The organism is Achromobacter pestifer (assembly GCF_902859625.1).
GTDB classification, from domain to species: domain Bacteria; phylum Pseudomonadota; class Gammaproteobacteria; order Burkholderiales; family Burkholderiaceae_B; genus Achromobacter; species Achromobacter pestifer.
Genome location: NZ_CADIJX010000003.1, coordinates 229,420 through 243,613, shown reverse-complemented (window position 1 = coordinate 243,613; position 14,194 = coordinate 229,420). Strand labels below are relative to the sequence as shown.

Annotated in this window: 14 protein-coding genes; 3 read left to right on the top strand and 11 right to left on the bottom strand. The window is 63.1% G+C overall.

The features are described 5' to 3' along the window. Nucleotides 1–64: 64 nt before the first annotated feature. The 10 genes from HV753_RS12760 to HV753_RS12715 form a co-directional block, all read right to left on the bottom strand. Nucleotides 65–1,003: a peptidylprolyl isomerase gene (locus HV753_RS12760; protein ID WP_175174860.1), complete on the bottom strand. Its 939-nt coding sequence runs from the start codon at nt 1,001–1,003 to the stop codon at nt 65–67. Then, a complete protein-coding gene (locus HV753_RS12755) occupies nt 1,000–1,590 on the bottom strand; it encodes a YbjN domain-containing protein (protein ID WP_175174859.1) in 591 nt (196 codons plus the stop codon). The genes HV753_RS12760 and HV753_RS12755 overlap by 4 nt, the downstream gene beginning before the upstream one ends. Before the next feature lie 55 nt (nt 1,591–1,645). Beyond that, nucleotides 1,646–2,296 carry a DNA repair protein gene (locus tag HV753_RS12750; protein WP_175174858.1) on the bottom strand — a complete coding sequence of 217 codons (651 nt, stop codon included), beginning with the start codon at nt 2,294–2,296 and terminating at the stop codon, nt 1,646–1,648. A 13-nt stretch (nt 2,297–2,309) separates the two neighbouring features. Further along, complete coding sequence (locus tag HV753_RS12745; RefSeq protein WP_175174857.1) at nt 2,310–4,028, bottom strand: putative porin; 1,719 nt, start codon at nt 4,026–4,028, stop codon at nt 2,310–2,312. A gap of 37 nt (nt 4,029–4,065) precedes the next feature. Then, nucleotides 4,066–4,833: an energy transducer TonB family protein gene (locus tag HV753_RS12740; protein WP_246288257.1), complete on the bottom strand. Its 768-nt coding sequence runs from the start codon at nt 4,831–4,833 to the stop codon at nt 4,066–4,068. Nucleotides 4,834–4,847: 14 nt separating this feature from the next. Next, on the bottom strand, nt 4,848–5,267 hold the full coding sequence (locus HV753_RS12735) for an ExbD/TolR family protein (protein ID WP_175174856.1): 420 nt from the start codon (nt 5,265–5,267) through the stop codon (nt 4,848–4,850). Nucleotides 5,268–5,277: 10 nt separating this feature from the next. Next, nucleotides 5,278–7,206, bottom strand: coding sequence for a DUF2341 domain-containing protein (locus HV753_RS12730; RefSeq protein WP_175174855.1), 1,929 nt, complete (start codon nt 7,204–7,206; stop codon nt 5,278–5,280). A 32-nt stretch (nt 7,207–7,238) separates the two neighbouring features. Beyond that, on the bottom strand, nt 7,239–8,864 hold the full coding sequence (locus HV753_RS12725) for a ShlB/FhaC/HecB family hemolysin secretion/activation protein (protein WP_175175432.1): 1,626 nt from the start codon (nt 8,862–8,864) through the stop codon (nt 7,239–7,241). 278 nt (nt 8,865–9,142) lie between these two features. Continuing rightward, complete coding sequence (locus HV753_RS12720) at nt 9,143–9,772, bottom strand: transposase (RefSeq protein ID WP_175174854.1); 630 nt, start codon at nt 9,770–9,772, stop codon at nt 9,143–9,145. 959 nt (nt 9,773–10,731) lie between these two features. Next, nucleotides 10,732–11,178: a general secretion pathway protein GspC gene (locus HV753_RS12715; protein ID WP_175174853.1), complete on the bottom strand. Its 447-nt coding sequence runs from the start codon at nt 11,176–11,178 to the stop codon at nt 10,732–10,734. Nucleotides 11,179–11,357: 179 nt separating this feature from the next. Here HV753_RS12715 and HV753_RS12710 point away from each other — a divergent pair, with 179 nt between their 5' ends. The 3 genes from HV753_RS12710 to HV753_RS12700 are packed head-to-tail and all read left to right on the top strand — an operon-like array spanning nt 11,358 to nt 12,943. Next, nucleotides 11,358–11,843 (top strand): prepilin-type N-terminal cleavage/methylation domain-containing protein, encoded by a 486-nt coding sequence (locus HV753_RS12710; protein WP_175174852.1) that lies wholly within the window; start codon nt 11,358–11,360, stop codon nt 11,841–11,843. A gap of 3 nt (nt 11,844–11,846) precedes the next feature. Further along, nucleotides 11,847–12,248, top strand: a complete 402-nt coding sequence (gspI, locus tag HV753_RS12705) for a type II secretion system minor pseudopilin GspI (protein WP_175174851.1) — start codon at nt 11,847–11,849, stop codon at nt 12,246–12,248. Next, nucleotides 12,245–12,943, top strand: coding sequence for a prepilin-type N-terminal cleavage/methylation domain-containing protein (locus HV753_RS12700; protein ID WP_175174850.1), 699 nt, complete (start codon nt 12,245–12,247; stop codon nt 12,941–12,943). The genes gspI and HV753_RS12700 overlap by 4 nt, the downstream gene beginning before the upstream one ends. Before the next feature lie 66 nt (nt 12,944–13,009). Here HV753_RS12700 and HV753_RS12695 read toward each other — a convergent pair whose 3' ends face one another. Continuing rightward, nucleotides 13,010–14,185, bottom strand: coding sequence for a substrate-binding domain-containing protein (locus HV753_RS12695; RefSeq protein ID WP_175174849.1), 1,176 nt, complete (start codon nt 14,183–14,185; stop codon nt 13,010–13,012). Nucleotides 14,186–14,194: the final 9 nt, after the last annotated feature.

The following is a 14,194-nucleotide window of genomic DNA, read 5'->3' as shown; positions in this document are numbered from 1 at the left end:
CCGCCGATGGAGCGTGCTCAACGACTGCACGCCTATCTTCCGCAGAAGAAGGGTCGACGCCGGGTCATCGTTTGCTCCCCGAAGCGGCCGTGGCCGCGTCCACCACGTTCTTCATGGCCTGCCCGTCCACCTTGACTGCGGCGCCGTTGGCAAGACCATCGAGATAGGCGCGGGCGATCTGGCCTTGACGCTCCTGCTTCATGCGCGCCCTGAGCCCTTCCTTTGCTTCCTCGAAAGTCGCCGGCTGTGCTTCGCGCGACTCCACGAGCTTGAGCACGTGGAAGCCCGCTGGCGATTGCACCGGTTCGGAAACTTCGCCTGCCTTCAGCTTGGCCACCACGGGCCGAACTTCCGGAAGGAGCTGGTCCAGCGTCACCCAACCGGTCTCGGCAGCCGGCGCCTCCGCTCCTTTTTCGTACTCGGTGATCAACTTGGAGAAATCGGCCTTCGGTCGCCGCGCCTTCTGCGCCGCCTCGTCTGCCGTCTTGCGTGCGGCGGCGACGCCGCCCTGGTCGCCCACCGGCGCCGAAATGAAGACCTGGCTGATGCGGTAGCTGGCCGGCTTGGTGAGGTTCCCCTTGACCCGGTTGTAGGCGGCGGTCAATTCCGTATCGGACGGATAGTCGCTGGGCACCTGGCTCACCGAAGCGAGATAGGAGCGCGCGACGATCTCCCACGTGGCGGCCTCGATCTGCCGGGCGATCTCCGGCCGCTGTGACCACTGCTGCGCAGTCGCTTCCGCGATCAGCAGCTTGTCGGCCAGGCGCCCGCGCACCCATTGCTCCAGCGCTTGTGGATTCTCCGACAGGCGTTGACGCTGCTCCGGCGGCAGGGTCGCGACGAAGTCCTGCACTTCGCTGCGGCCGACCGACACGGAGCCGGATACGGCAACGGCCGACTGAGCGGGCTCAGCGGCCACCGCGACCGGCGCGTGCATCGCGCCCAGCAGGGCCACGGCGCCGAGAAGCGCGTGCCCCGAGAAGATGCCCCGTCGTTGCATCATTGGGCCGTCTCCTTGTCTGCGCCTGCCTTGTCTTTGCCTGCCTTGTCCTTCTCCTTACCGCCACTCGGCTCCTGAAGCGGTGCCGCCTCGCCTTCGGTCGGCTGTACGCCCGGAGCCGCAGGGGCGGCGTCGCCCGGCTGCGACGGTGCAGCGGCGACCGCGTTGTTCGACACGTAGTCCTTCAGGAAGAGCACCAGTTCCTGCATCAAGCGGTCCCACAACTCGGTGGTCGCCCGCAGGTACTTGGGGCTCACCCCACCGGCGACGATCACGTCCTTCTCCAACACCAGGAAAGACGCCTGTTGCGCCAGACGGCCGAAGCGCTTGCGGATATTCCAGCTCTCGACCAGACCGGTCGGAATATCGCCTTGAACGTGCAGTGGACAACTGAGCGTGTAATCGATGAACTCGCTCGGCGCCTGCCCGGGGTTTCCAGGTCGTACTGAGAACCCGATCCCCTGCGTGGCACTGAGCAGCTGCCGCGCGCCTTCGCGCTCGGAGACCGTCACCCGGTAGCCCATGGACTGAAGCAGTTCCTGCAATTGCTCGATGCTCAGCGACTCGATCAGCTTGATCTCTTCTGTCATTAATCGTTCCTCAAAAATTCGTTGGTCATAACCCAGGCCTGTCCGCTACGGCGACCTATGGCCCGGCCGGTTGATCCGGTGGCGTGCCCGCGCCCACCTGGCTCTTGTAGAGCCGGTCGCCGAACTCCTGGGCCTTTTCATCGAACAGCACCCGTGCACGGCCGGAAAACGGCTGGCGAACGGCAAACAGGTCACCCGTTCCAACGGACTCGTAGGCCGTCAACAGCTCACGTCCGGCGCTGTACATCTCCTGGTTCTTGGCAAGGCATACCTGGTACTCACCGTCCCGCTGGGTCAACTGCGTCTTGAGCGTTGCCGCCTCAGACTGCAACGCTCTGGCTTGCCCCTCCAAGGTCTGAAAGGCGGACTGCACCTTGGTGGCTTGCTCGCGACTGCTGGCGACCTGTGCCTGCGCCTGGCGCTTGACCGTCTCTTGATCGCCTTCCAGGCGGTCCACACGCTTGCGCAAGCTGTCCGCCTGGGCACGCAACGTCGCCAGTTCCTTGTTCGCGGCATCGCGCTCCGCCTCGGCCGTGGCCTTGGCGGCGGTGAGCTGCGCCTGTTGGCTCTGGATCTGCTGCAACTTCCCGGTCGTGCTGCGCAACTCCGTGCGTAGCCGATCCTCAATGCTCTGCGCATGCACGCCGGGAGCGATCAGCATCAATGCCGCGATCCATAGTGCTGCTGCCGATACGGGCTGTTTCATGATTCCTCCACGGTCAGAATCGCGCGTTCAGGTCGAATCGAACGAGGTCGACGGACAGCGGCGCGCCATAGACTTCCTTGGAACTGCTCCACGAGAACTGCCCCCAGACGTTCTTGTCGAACGCATAGGCGCCGCCCAGGAAGTAGCCTCGGGCATTGGTGCCGCCCAGATGGAAACCACTGTCGTTGTAGCCGTCCGGAAATGCGTCGGGCTCGATGTACTTGTAGCCGGCGAAGGCGCGCCAATCGCCCTTGCTTTCCAGCTTCAGGCCGCGGCCCACCGTTGCTTGCAGACTCCAGGCGTTCGGACCACTTTCGATGTCGTTGAGGTTGTCGCGCGAGTTGACGATGTTGCCTGTGCCGCCCGCGCGGCGGATCATCTCGTCCTTGTTGTAGGCCAGGTTGCGGATGTAGTTGCCGTCCAGCCGGAAACCCATGCCGTCAATGATCTTGGTCTCCCAGGACATGTTCAAGTCCAGCAAGTTGAACTTGGACGCCAAGCCGACGTACTGCCATTCATTCCAGTCAGCCGGATCGGCCGACCATTGGCGAATGTCACGAAGCAGGAAAAGTGTGTTCCCTTTCTGCATGAACGCCGGGCGCGACCAGTCGGTGTCGCACGCATCGGATGACGTGAAAACCGTACATCCCGACGAGCGCCGACCGGCGATGTTTTCAAAGCGGTAGTAGGCCACCGCACCGGTGAGCGTGTCATCCTGGCTTGGCTTCCACGCCGCGCCGATCTGCCCCCCCAGCAACCACTTGTTCTCGCTTCTACCTTCGGAGTTGGTGTCCGAGCGCCAGGGATTGTTGGCGTACTCCAGCGCGAAAGCGCCCACGTTACCGAACACGGTCACGGGCCGATCTTCAAACGCATGGGACAACTTGGCCGAGATACCGTCGAACTGCAGATCGTCCGAATACAACATGTCGGTGGACTGGAAGGGATTGCTGGCGCGTCCAGCGGTGATGGCCGCCCACGGCGTGGGCCGATAGGTCATGTAGACCTGATCGAGCCAGATGTCTTTCTTGCCCATGCCGCCACCCAGCGTGTCGGAAGTCGAGACGGGGTTGTTGTCGCTGCCGCTGGCCAGCCGAATGCCGGCCGTCCATTCGTCGGCAATCTCGGCCTTCACGCCGAGGCGAGCGCGAAAGCGCCAGAGATTGCGGCGGTCCTGCCGGGTGTTCATCCACGGCAGATCGAAGGGATTCTGCTCATTGCCCACCACCGTGGCGATCGGCCCGTTCTCATTGAAGCGATTGAAGTCGACGATTTCGTTGCTGTTGCGGTCGTCGAACAGGCGCGACTCGTTGCGCACACGCACGTCACCATCGACGGTAATGCGCGAGACCCAATCGGGGAACGTATTGGGCTGGGCCCAGTTCTCCGACTTGGCCTGCGCCATCATGTCTTCCTTGACCTCCTGCTGGATCTGCTTGCGCACCGACGCAGGAATGTAGGGCACACGCACATCGCCGGGCTGCGCGATCGCCGCACCCGGATCGGCAGCGGCCTGGGCTTCCGCGGCCTTGGCCTGGGCTTTGGCTTGCGCTCTTTGCAGCAACGCATTCGCTTGCGCCTGCTGGAGCACGCCTTGCTCCACCAGTAGTTGGATCAGCTCGACTGTGACGTCGTCGCTGGCCGCTGTCTGCGCCTTTACCGGTGCGGAGGCGATGCCAAGCAGCAGCGCGGCGGCCATTACGCTGGCCAGTCGAGTTGGTTGAAAGTTCATAGTGAAGGGCTCCGTGGAATTCAATACCGCACGTCGATCACGACGGGCGGCGGCTGGTCAGTGCCACCTTGGCGGGCATGGTGGTGGTCGAGGTCGGGCGCTGGTCGAAAGCGGTACTTCGCAGAACCGCCAGCACTTGATCGTCGATCGCCGGGTCGCCGCTGGAGCGCGTGATCTCCGCGCGCGTGACCTGGCCTTCGCGATTGATCCAGAGGTCGACGCTCAACCGGTAGACGAGGTTGCGGGTGCTCTCGGCTTCTCGAAGCGTCTTCTGCAACGCATAGCCCAGGTACTGCCCATAGGTGGCATTCCCGAGCCGACCGCCGCCCCCCGAGCCGGCCATGCCCCCGCGGGTGCCCGCGCCGATGTTGAATGCGTCGCTGCCTGCTTGCGCATCGGCGTTCATCTCCATCGGATCGGCCGCGGAGTCGGCTGGGGTGGGCGGGGCGTCCTCGGCGGGTTTCGGCTCCTCGGCGGGCGTCGGTTCGGGCTCGGGCTCGACCATCTTTTCTTCGGGTGGCGGCTCTTCCGGCTCCGGCGGCTTCTCGGGTTCGGGCGGGGGCGGCGGGGGCGGCGGCAGCGGAATGATCGCGGTCATCTCCGGGGGCTTGCGCTGTACGCCGGACATGTCACTGATCCACTGCCAGGCGAAGTACCCCAAGACGCCCACGATCAGCACGGCCACGACAGGCTTGACCACGCGCATGACATCGCGCCGCGGTTCAGCCTGCTTCTCTGCGAACAGTCCGGCCAGTTCCTGTTGTTCTGGTGCCTGGGGCGGACGATTGGGGTTGGGCTCGGTCACAGATCCACTCAGCTTCAGTTTGGCTTGCCGGTAACAAGCCCGATTTGGGACAGTTCCAGCCTGCGTAGCAGATCGAGAACCTCAACGACCTTCTGGTACTGCACGACCGAGTCACCGCGCAGGATCACGGGAAAGTCCGGGTTGAGCGCCTTCTCTGTGCGCAACCGGTCCTCGAGTTCAGGCAAGGTGACCGGATAGGCGTCGAGAAAGACCTGACCGACCTCGTTGATGGATATCGCCTTGGTCTTTGGCTGCGACAGCGACACCGACGAACTCGCCTTCGGCAGGTTCACCTGGATGCCGGAGATCTGCGCGGTCGCCGTCAAGATGAACATGACGAGCACCACCATGAGCACGTCGACCAGCGGGGTGACGTTGATGCCATCGACGGCTACGCCCTCGTCGTCATCGCTTGCTGCGGATACGGAAGCCATCGCTTACTCCTTAGACAGCGGGAACGGGGGAATGGGGCATGGCAGCCTCGGGCCGACGGTCGGCATGGCTGCGCAGATGTGCTGCCTGATGGGCTTCTTCAGCCGCTTGAGATTCGCCGTGCACTTCGGCCAGGCGCGCGACGAATTCATCGACGAACACGCGCATGTCCGCGCCGATTTCCTTGTTGCGGCCCAGGATGCGGTTGTAGCCAAACAGCGCCGGAATCGCGACGAACAGACCCGCAGCGGTCGCGAGCAACGCAGCGGCCATACCCGGCGCTATGGCATTGATGTTCACGTCGCCTGCCATCGCCGTGCCCAGGAACACCACCATGATCCCCAGTACGGTTCCCAGCAGACCGATGTAGGGACCGCCGGCAATGGCATTGGACAGCGTGCCCATGCGGGAGCCGAGTGCCTGCGCCTCCTTGGTGCGCACGGCATCCATGGAAACGCGGATGGCTTCGATGGTGGCCGAAGAGATCGAAGTGGTGTCGGCGCCCTGCTCGCGGCGGACGCGGATTTCATTGACCGCAACCGAGTACAGGCGCCAGAGCGATGAGTCCTGCAACTGCGCCTCGGCGCGGTTGTCATCGGCCAGCAATTCCAAGCGCTTGCCCACCTTGGCAAAGACGGTGCGAAAGCTCGCGTTCGCGCGCTCCAGGCGCTTCAGGCGCCGGCTCTTGACGATCATGATGATCCAGGTCTGCACCATCATGAAGGCCAGCACGGCGAGCACGATCCAGGCATCGAAGGGCACGGCCTTGAGCAGGAAGCCCAGGCCACCGAAGCCGAAACCGGATTGCTCTTCGTCGGCTCCGTACTGAACCAGGCGGGATTCGCTACCCTGAGCTGTGGCATCGGCCAGGATCAGAGCGGCGGGGCGTGCGATTCTGGATAGGCGCACTTCATCAAGTGCGCCCGCAAACGGCGCGAATGCCGTGGGGACAGGCGCCGGTGCCGCCGTAGCGGGGGCACCGCTGGCTGGCGGCGCACCCGCGTTGACCGGCGCTGCAGGCGCGGCCGCAGCCACATCGCCGCCGATCGCCGCAGCGGTGGCCAGTGGCGGTAACGCTACGGCCAGCGTCGCAGCTTGACGGCCATTGACGTACAGGGCGACTTGCGAGCCGTCAGCGGTCACCGCCAGGTGCTGCCACGCACCGGCTGCGAACGGCTGCGCCTGCGGCGTGCGCTGCCCGTTGACCTCAACAAACGGGACGCCTTGGTTCAGGCCGATCAAGAGCGAATTGCCGCCGTCGCGCCGCGCGTACAACAACTGCGCTCCGGCAGACTGGTCGGCGCGCACCCAAGCGCTGAACGTGAACGCCCCCCCAGCAGGCAGCGCCAACGACGGCGAAGCCGGCAACATCAGCTGCGCGCCGCCCGTCAATTGCAAGCCGCGCCCGATCACGCTGTCGACCGTCGTTCCAGCCGTTGTTTGTGCGTGGTTGGCGTACGCCGTGGTATCGCGCTGCGGCGCATCGGCCGCGGCGCCGAAATGGTAGATCAGCGTGTAGTTCGGATCGAACGTCAACTGTCCGTTCGAGGCGGCGGGCGCGGCCTCGTTGCCGTAGTACATCCAGATATCTTGACGCGCCGCACCCGCGACCTCGGGCACGTCCACCCAGATGGTGGCAATGCCCAGCAGCGGGTCGAAGCTCTCGATCTGGTGATTGAGAACGGTCTTGTCATCGGCCGCGACAAAGCGCACGTCCGTGCCGTTATCGGCGACGCCCTCGAAGGAGAAGTTGCCGGTGTGAAGCCGCACCAGCACTGGCGTGCGCCCGACCGACTCGTTGATGGCACCGCCGTTGGGCGTGGTGTCGATCGAAATTTGCTTGCGGTACTTCCAGTCGGGCTGCCACCAGGCGGCATGAGCGACGGAAGGCAGGATGATGCTCGTCACTAGGACAAGCAAGCACATTAGCGAACGTAGCATCGTCGTTAACTCCGGATAAAACTATGGAAGGTTCAAAAACTGGCGCGTAGGTTGAAGTTCAGGCGCGGATCGTGTTTCTTGGTGTTGGGGCCGTCGCGCAGCGGATAGCCCCAGTCCAAGCCCGCCGAGAACCAGTCGTACAGCCGCATACGCGTACCGAGACCGACACTGGCGAGGGCATAGCGGGAGTCCTGCTCAGGTAGCGGATCGCGCAAGCGCAACGCAGCCGCTTCAGCAAATGCATAGAGACGCCATTCCCGCACCGAGCTTCCGAGCCAGTTCCCCAACGACGGCGTGCGCCACTCCTGGCCAACCAGGATGCCGTCGTCGCCGGTGCGCTCGGCCGCGTAGTAGCCCCGCACGCTGGTCGCGCCACCCGCGGCGAACTGCTCGTTCGATACCAACGGTCCGGAGGAAAACTGGAAGGAAGTGCGGGCATGCCACTGCCAGCCGTCGAAGACATCTTGCGTGTGGCTCAGATTGCCCTTGAGGGCGAGGAAACTGGGATTCGCCAAGTAGCGCTTGTCGTCGAACTGCTGCGCGTCGCTACCGATATTGAAAAAGCTGCGTGAACCGCCCACCAAGCTCAGATCGATGACCGTCTGCGATGTGTCGGTCGTACGAAACCCGTTGTATGAGAGGGTGATGGGAACGTAGCGCAGCGGGACCCGCTGGCCGCTTCCGCCGAAGCGCAACTCTTCATCGAAGTTCTTGTAGTCCAGTCCGAGCGATGCCGAGTGATACCAACTGCCTCGTGGCTCCCAGGTGTAGACAGCAGCTAGGCCCAACGAATAGCCCTTGCCGAGCACATTGGTGTCGTTGACGGTAGCGACGTCGCTGTCGGAGTGATAGCCCGAGAACTCGAGGCTCCAGCGATCGGACAACGGCATTGAATAGGAGCCCGTGACCACCTTGGCATCGTCCAGGTGCCTCGGCGCGGTGAAGAAGGTGAGCGATGCCGAATGTCCCTTCTGCCACAGGTTGCTGTTGCTCAGCGTCGCCATCGCACGAAGGTTCGACGTATCAGCGCTGTAGTCGTTGTTCAGGCCCGTACTTCCGCTCCACGGGCTCTTGTCCTCGACCTGCAGGTCCACATCCAAAGTGCCGGGGACTTGGCCCGGCTTCATGGCTGGAATGACTTGCCGATCTGCCGTGCGGTTCAACGCACCTAACTGCTCCTGCGCGAGATGCAGGTCGGGGACTTCGCCTTCCCGGAACGCCGGTACCTGATCACGGATCTCCAGCGGCGAGTGGTACTGCGCGCCAACCACCCGCAACCGGCCCACCTTGGTTTCCGATATCTGCAGGATGACCACACCCCCGACCACCTGCTGCTCGGGCAGCCCGACGTACACCGACTGCAGGCCCTTGTCGTTGTAGACTTTTTGCAGCGCCTCACGCGCGGACTCGATGTCGTCCATCGACCGCTCTGGACCCAGGTACGGAGAGACCGCAAGTTCGATCGTCTCCGCATCGAGCGTGGTGTTACCCCGCACGATGTACTCACGAATGGTGACCTGCGCGGCGCCTGGCGCTTCGGCGGCACTTTGGGCGTCGGGCTGGTCCTGAGCGAGTACCTCGCCGACCGGCCCGTGAAGGGCGATGACCAGCAGTACGGCCCGCGCCACAGATCGCCGCCGCGGCACCGGGCTTCGCATCACTGGTTGTGGAAATCTACGCTGCATCAACTGCAAGCCCCTCAATTGTTCTGATGCCACCGAAGTGACGACAAAGAAATCCTCTGTGGCGTGCCTTGGCAGGCACGCCACAAACGCAATAGGTTAAAGATCACTCTTGACCTCTTGATGTAAAAAGATCGGGAGCTTTTTTCATCGAAGGGGCACAAACACGGATTCGCGGGCGATAGAAAGCACCGCCCGAGCTAAAGCTCGGGAGAATGAAGGTGAACTCGGATGCGCCCCCGCAGGCCGGTGACTTAATCAGTCATGGTCTGCTCGCCTCCTTCGCGTTGAGGCGGCACGGGCTGATCAGCTTCTGACGAGTCCATCGCATCGGCGTGATGGGCGCGCAAGGTATGCAGCAAACCGTGATTGATGCAGAACTCTTCGGTGTCTGCATTGAGCAAAGCGCCGTGGGTCAGTGCGCGGTACACGATGTCGATCACATGCGGATCGGCGCTGACCATCTTGATGTCTTGAATGAACGCCTGCGGTTCGGGTAATGGCTCGGATCGCGCCGTGTAGCCCACGAACCAACGCCACAGCATGTTGTACCCAAGGGCCTCACGCAGGTGCTTGGGGTCTGCCAACGAATAGACCACCTGCAACAGCCATGCGCGCGTGATCATCCGCGCATCGACGCCGCTGGTGCACTGCATGGTGAGATCGCTCATGACATGCCCTTCGTAGGCGAGGACGCTGTCGACCGCCTCCCGCAAGTAAACCAACGCATGGTTCTCGGGTACAAAAGACTTCAGATGGTCGATGTCCACCCACAACACATGCGACACGATCCACACCCACGGCACACCATACCGATCTACTGGTACAGGCCTTTCTCGAGCGATCTCCACATGCTTGGACAGTTCCTTGTCCAAGGTCTGCATCGACACACTCCTGGCCGGGTTTAGTGAGACATTTGGCCTCGCTTTCCTTTTCCTCATCCAGACTTCTCCATCCGCCCCGTACGTGAACGACGCGCAGGCCGCAACCTGTGGTTGTTCGAATTGGCTGCCTTGACTGGGCGAACGCACGCGCGCGTCACACGCAACAAGTTGCTGCTACGCTTACGCGCTACCGTGATCGGGAATGTGTGTGTCTCCCAGCCGTGATTGGTTCAGTCGTGAGAGTCGCGTGGACCCCCGGTCCCACGCCGCCAAACCACTTCCTTATTGCTACAAACTTTACGTGATGTAAATGACGCGGTAATGAAGTAAAACCCCCAACATTCGCGGCGGCGTCTCTGTAATCACAGGCTCATACCAAAGAGCGACAATTGTCGATTGCGCATCAACAAACGGGAGGCTGCCATGCGCCGTCACACCTACTTCATCGTGCTGATTTCCATGACGTGCGGATCAGCGATTGCGACCGAAGCGAGCGATGAGTCCGCCTGCGTTACGGTCGAGGTCAACGGGGTTCCAGCGCTACCTTATGAGTGCTTGAACCGCCAGTTGGCGACGCCCCCACGGAGCGCGAAAGCGCCCAACGACAGGGCTCTGGAGCCGATGTCAGCGCGCACTGCGCAACGACCGCCGAACGAACTCGGGGTGTTCAATCGTTCCGCCACTTCGATTCGCATGGGGTCTAATTTCGGCAGGTCCGCAACACCGCAACGACCGCCGTCGCCGCCCGTGCAATCTCCCTTGGTGCCAGCGCGATAAGTCGCGGCCTCATGCAAGAGAAGGGTGCACACATTGTCCGGATATGACCGGAGCGCACCGAGTTCCTTTTCAGGGAAATGACAGGAACACCCGAGTTTGTCACATAGAGCCACGCGATCGACCGCAGCCCGTGCATAGCGCGCGCAAGATATGTGCGCCGCATTGATACACGGAATGGCCGGTCAAGGAACTCGCACGAGACCGGGAGGGCCGTAGTCGGGTCGTGAAGGTGCTGCGATGCGGATGGGATCACCGGCGCGGTCAACCGTCACCGCATCAGGCTCGATGGACACGAGGGTGACATCGCGCATCAAGGTCTCGCCGGTCATGAAGGCCTTCGGTGGCGCGCCATTGACTGTCAGGACGGCTACCGCACGGTCATGTCGACGGATGAGGCCGACCACGGCAACGTTCAGGCGCAGTTGCCCTGGGCCCAGCCACGCAGCGACCGTCTCGGCAGCGGGATCCGCCACGGCGGCCTGGGCTGCCTGAGCCGGCGGCGGTGCCGCTTTCGGTTGGTACAGCCTATAGCCCCAGAAGGCCACGCTGGCGAGCACCGCGACCAGGCCGAACACCGGCACTAGGCGCGCCGGCGGCACCGAGGAGGGCCATTTCCATGTTCGGGTCATCGTGCAACTCCTTCTAGGTCGGTAAGTGGGAGCAGAGACGCGCTGCGTTTGTCGGGAAAAACGATCAGTATTAGCAGATACGTGTTGGCGGTTCATGTCAACGCCACATTCCGCGCCTATTATTTTTTGGAACTCCCGCAGATCTACATCTGCCCAGCCTGAAATGGCGACGCTGTCTTATGAATCCGCTGCATCGAAGTCGTGGCTTCTCGCTGATCGAGGTGATGGTCGTGCTCGTCATCATCGGTATCGCCGCGGCCGCGATTTCGTTAAACGTTGCACCCGATCCCGCTGAGCCCCTGCGGCTCGATGCACGCGAACTCGCGCAGCGGCTCACCAGCGCGCAGCATGAAGTGCGCATCGATGGCCGGGTCATTGCCTGGGAGGCGCGCGGTGACGGCTACCAGTTCGTGCGAGGTACCTGGGTGAACACACCCGGCAGTGTCGTCCCGGTGGTGTCGACGGGTGGCGAGCTCGATCGCTTCGCGCAGGATGATGCGCTGCGCCCTCGACGCTGGCGCGCCAATCCGGTAGAGGTCACGCCCGCCAATCCGTTGCTGCTGACCTCGGAATGGATTGGCGCCCCCCTGTACTTGGAACTGCGCAGCGGCCCATACAAGGTCACTGTCGTGCGCGACGCCACCGGCGGCTTCCAGGTGCAATGACGCATGTACGTACACCCCACCTCCCATCGACGTTCAAGGCCGCAGCGCCAAGCGGGCTTCACCCTCATCGAAGTGTTGATCGCGCTTGCCATCATCAGCATTGCGCTGGCGGCGTTCGTTCGACTCACTAGCCAGACGGCGACCAATCAGGGACTTCTTGAGCAGCGGTCACTTGCGATGCTCTCAGCGGAAAGCAGCCTGGCCGAACTGCAGATCGGTACGCTGCCGTCGGCCGGCCTGCAGCAGATCCCGTGTCCGCAGGCCGATCAGCCGTTCGTGTGCCGCGTGCAGATTGGCCCTTCTCAGCAGGGGGTACGTTCGGTCTCGGTCGACGTCTATCTGGGTCGCAACAGCGACCAGCGTCTCGCCAGTCTCCAATCACGGCTCCTGGAGCGGCGTCGATGAAGAGGACGAACCGGCTCGGAGAACAGCGCAGCCAATCGGGTTTCACCCTCATCGAGGTCATGATCGCCATCGTAATCATGGCGGTCATCAGCATCCTCGCCTGGCGAGGCCTGGACAGCATGAGCCGCGCCAACACCCAACTGCAGGTGCGCACCGAGGAAACCGCGCGTCTGATGCGCACGCTGCAGCAGATCGAACGGGACCTGACGTGGCGCACCACTGTCGAGCTACCGTCCGCGGCCCTTGATGTGGCGCCCCAAGATGAGGAAGGTACAACCGCCCAGACGCCCGGTGGTGTCAGGCCACCATTGCCGATCGCGCTATTGCCGATGGGCATGGAGGTCCGTCGTTCAAGCCAAGCGTCGTTTCTGATCGAGCTCGTGCGCGCTGCGCCGGCCGCGCCGGGGCGTTGGCAGCGCGTGCAATGGTGGCTCCAGTCCGGCACGCTCTATCGCGCGGCCGGCCCAGCGGTGAGCGGCTATCCATTCCCCGCGCCACAGCCCGCCGATCGTGTTGCGGTGCTGGAAGGCATTGCGTCGTTCGAAGTACGCGCGTGGGAGCCCGAGCAGGGCTGGCGCCGGCTACCAGCGGCCGGCCAAGCCAGGACCCCGGCGTCGGGCCTCGAGGTCGTTCTTGGCGTGCGCCCAAGCACTGGCCCAGCGATGCAATACCGACGGGTCGTTCCGCTGAACTGAGTGGATGGCTGCAGCCTTGCCGGGCAGCGCGTCGGACGCCCGCACGCTCGCCACATCAACAGGACGCTACGGCCGGCCGCCGGCCGTGCACACATCCGGATTCCCGATATCGAGAGCATATCCGGACGCGCTGTCCAGAAGGGCATTCGTGATCGCCGCACGCCACGCGGCCGGAAGCGCAACTAGATTGTCCGGGAGCTGACCGGCCGGATTGATCAGCTTCTGCAAGAACTCCTTCACTTCACCCTCTACCCCTGGCGCGAGGTAGCATTGGTTCACCAGCAGGTACGCGCGCCCATACAATTGGTACCCCGGTGCGGACAAGTCATGCAACGGCGCCCAGTTCGCTGGCTCGGACAGTTCTGACGGCAGCGTCGGCGGCACTGGCTGCGCCGACGTGACATTGACGGGCGTGGCGAGATAACCGCTGATCGATGCGAACTGGTTGAAATCAGGCTGGTCATCGGGCCATTCGTCTGCGCGCACATAGGCCATGTGGTTCGATCCCGCCGCCAACGCATCGAGCAGCGCCTCGGGTCCAAGCGTCGCCACCCAGGAGACCGGCATGCCTACCGAGTCGGCCGGCAGTGCCGACTGCACGGCCTGCTCGAAGTTCGGAGACCTCGTGAAAGCATATCCTGCAGGCAGATAGCCATCGCACTGCTCAGCCAGATATTCCGTGAGCAGTGCCGTCGTCTCTGCCGACTCCTGCCGGTAAACGATCGAGATCGGAGCAATGTCCGCCGTTCCGAAAAGCTGTCCCCAAGTGCGATAGCCTGGCTGATAGGAGAATATCCGGCACACCTGAGCCACGCTGAGCTGCATCTCCCCCACGCCCGGCCTGTTGAACGGCAGGAATACCGGCACGAGTGCGACCGGAACCTGGATCAGTGGACCCCACTGAATCTCGTTGGGCGCATAAAGGGCGAGTTCGGCCTGGGTCAGCGGAATCTGCGTGCCGGCGAAGTGGACCGTCTGCGTAGACGGCCAAGGATTACGGGCCGGGTCGTTCTCATCCACCAGGCCATGGATCGAAGGTTCGTTCTCGATGAAAGCGCGCTTGCCCGCTGCACTGCCGACGAAGGTATAGCTCCACGGGCTTGGCAGGGTTGCGCCCACTTCATCGAACCAGCCTTTAGGGGGCAATGCGCCGCCACCGACCATCGACTGCGCAGACGCCATACTGGTGGCACCGAGCGTCGCGCACGAGAGCGTTAATAGGAATTTCCGGATTGTCTTCATTGCTTCACC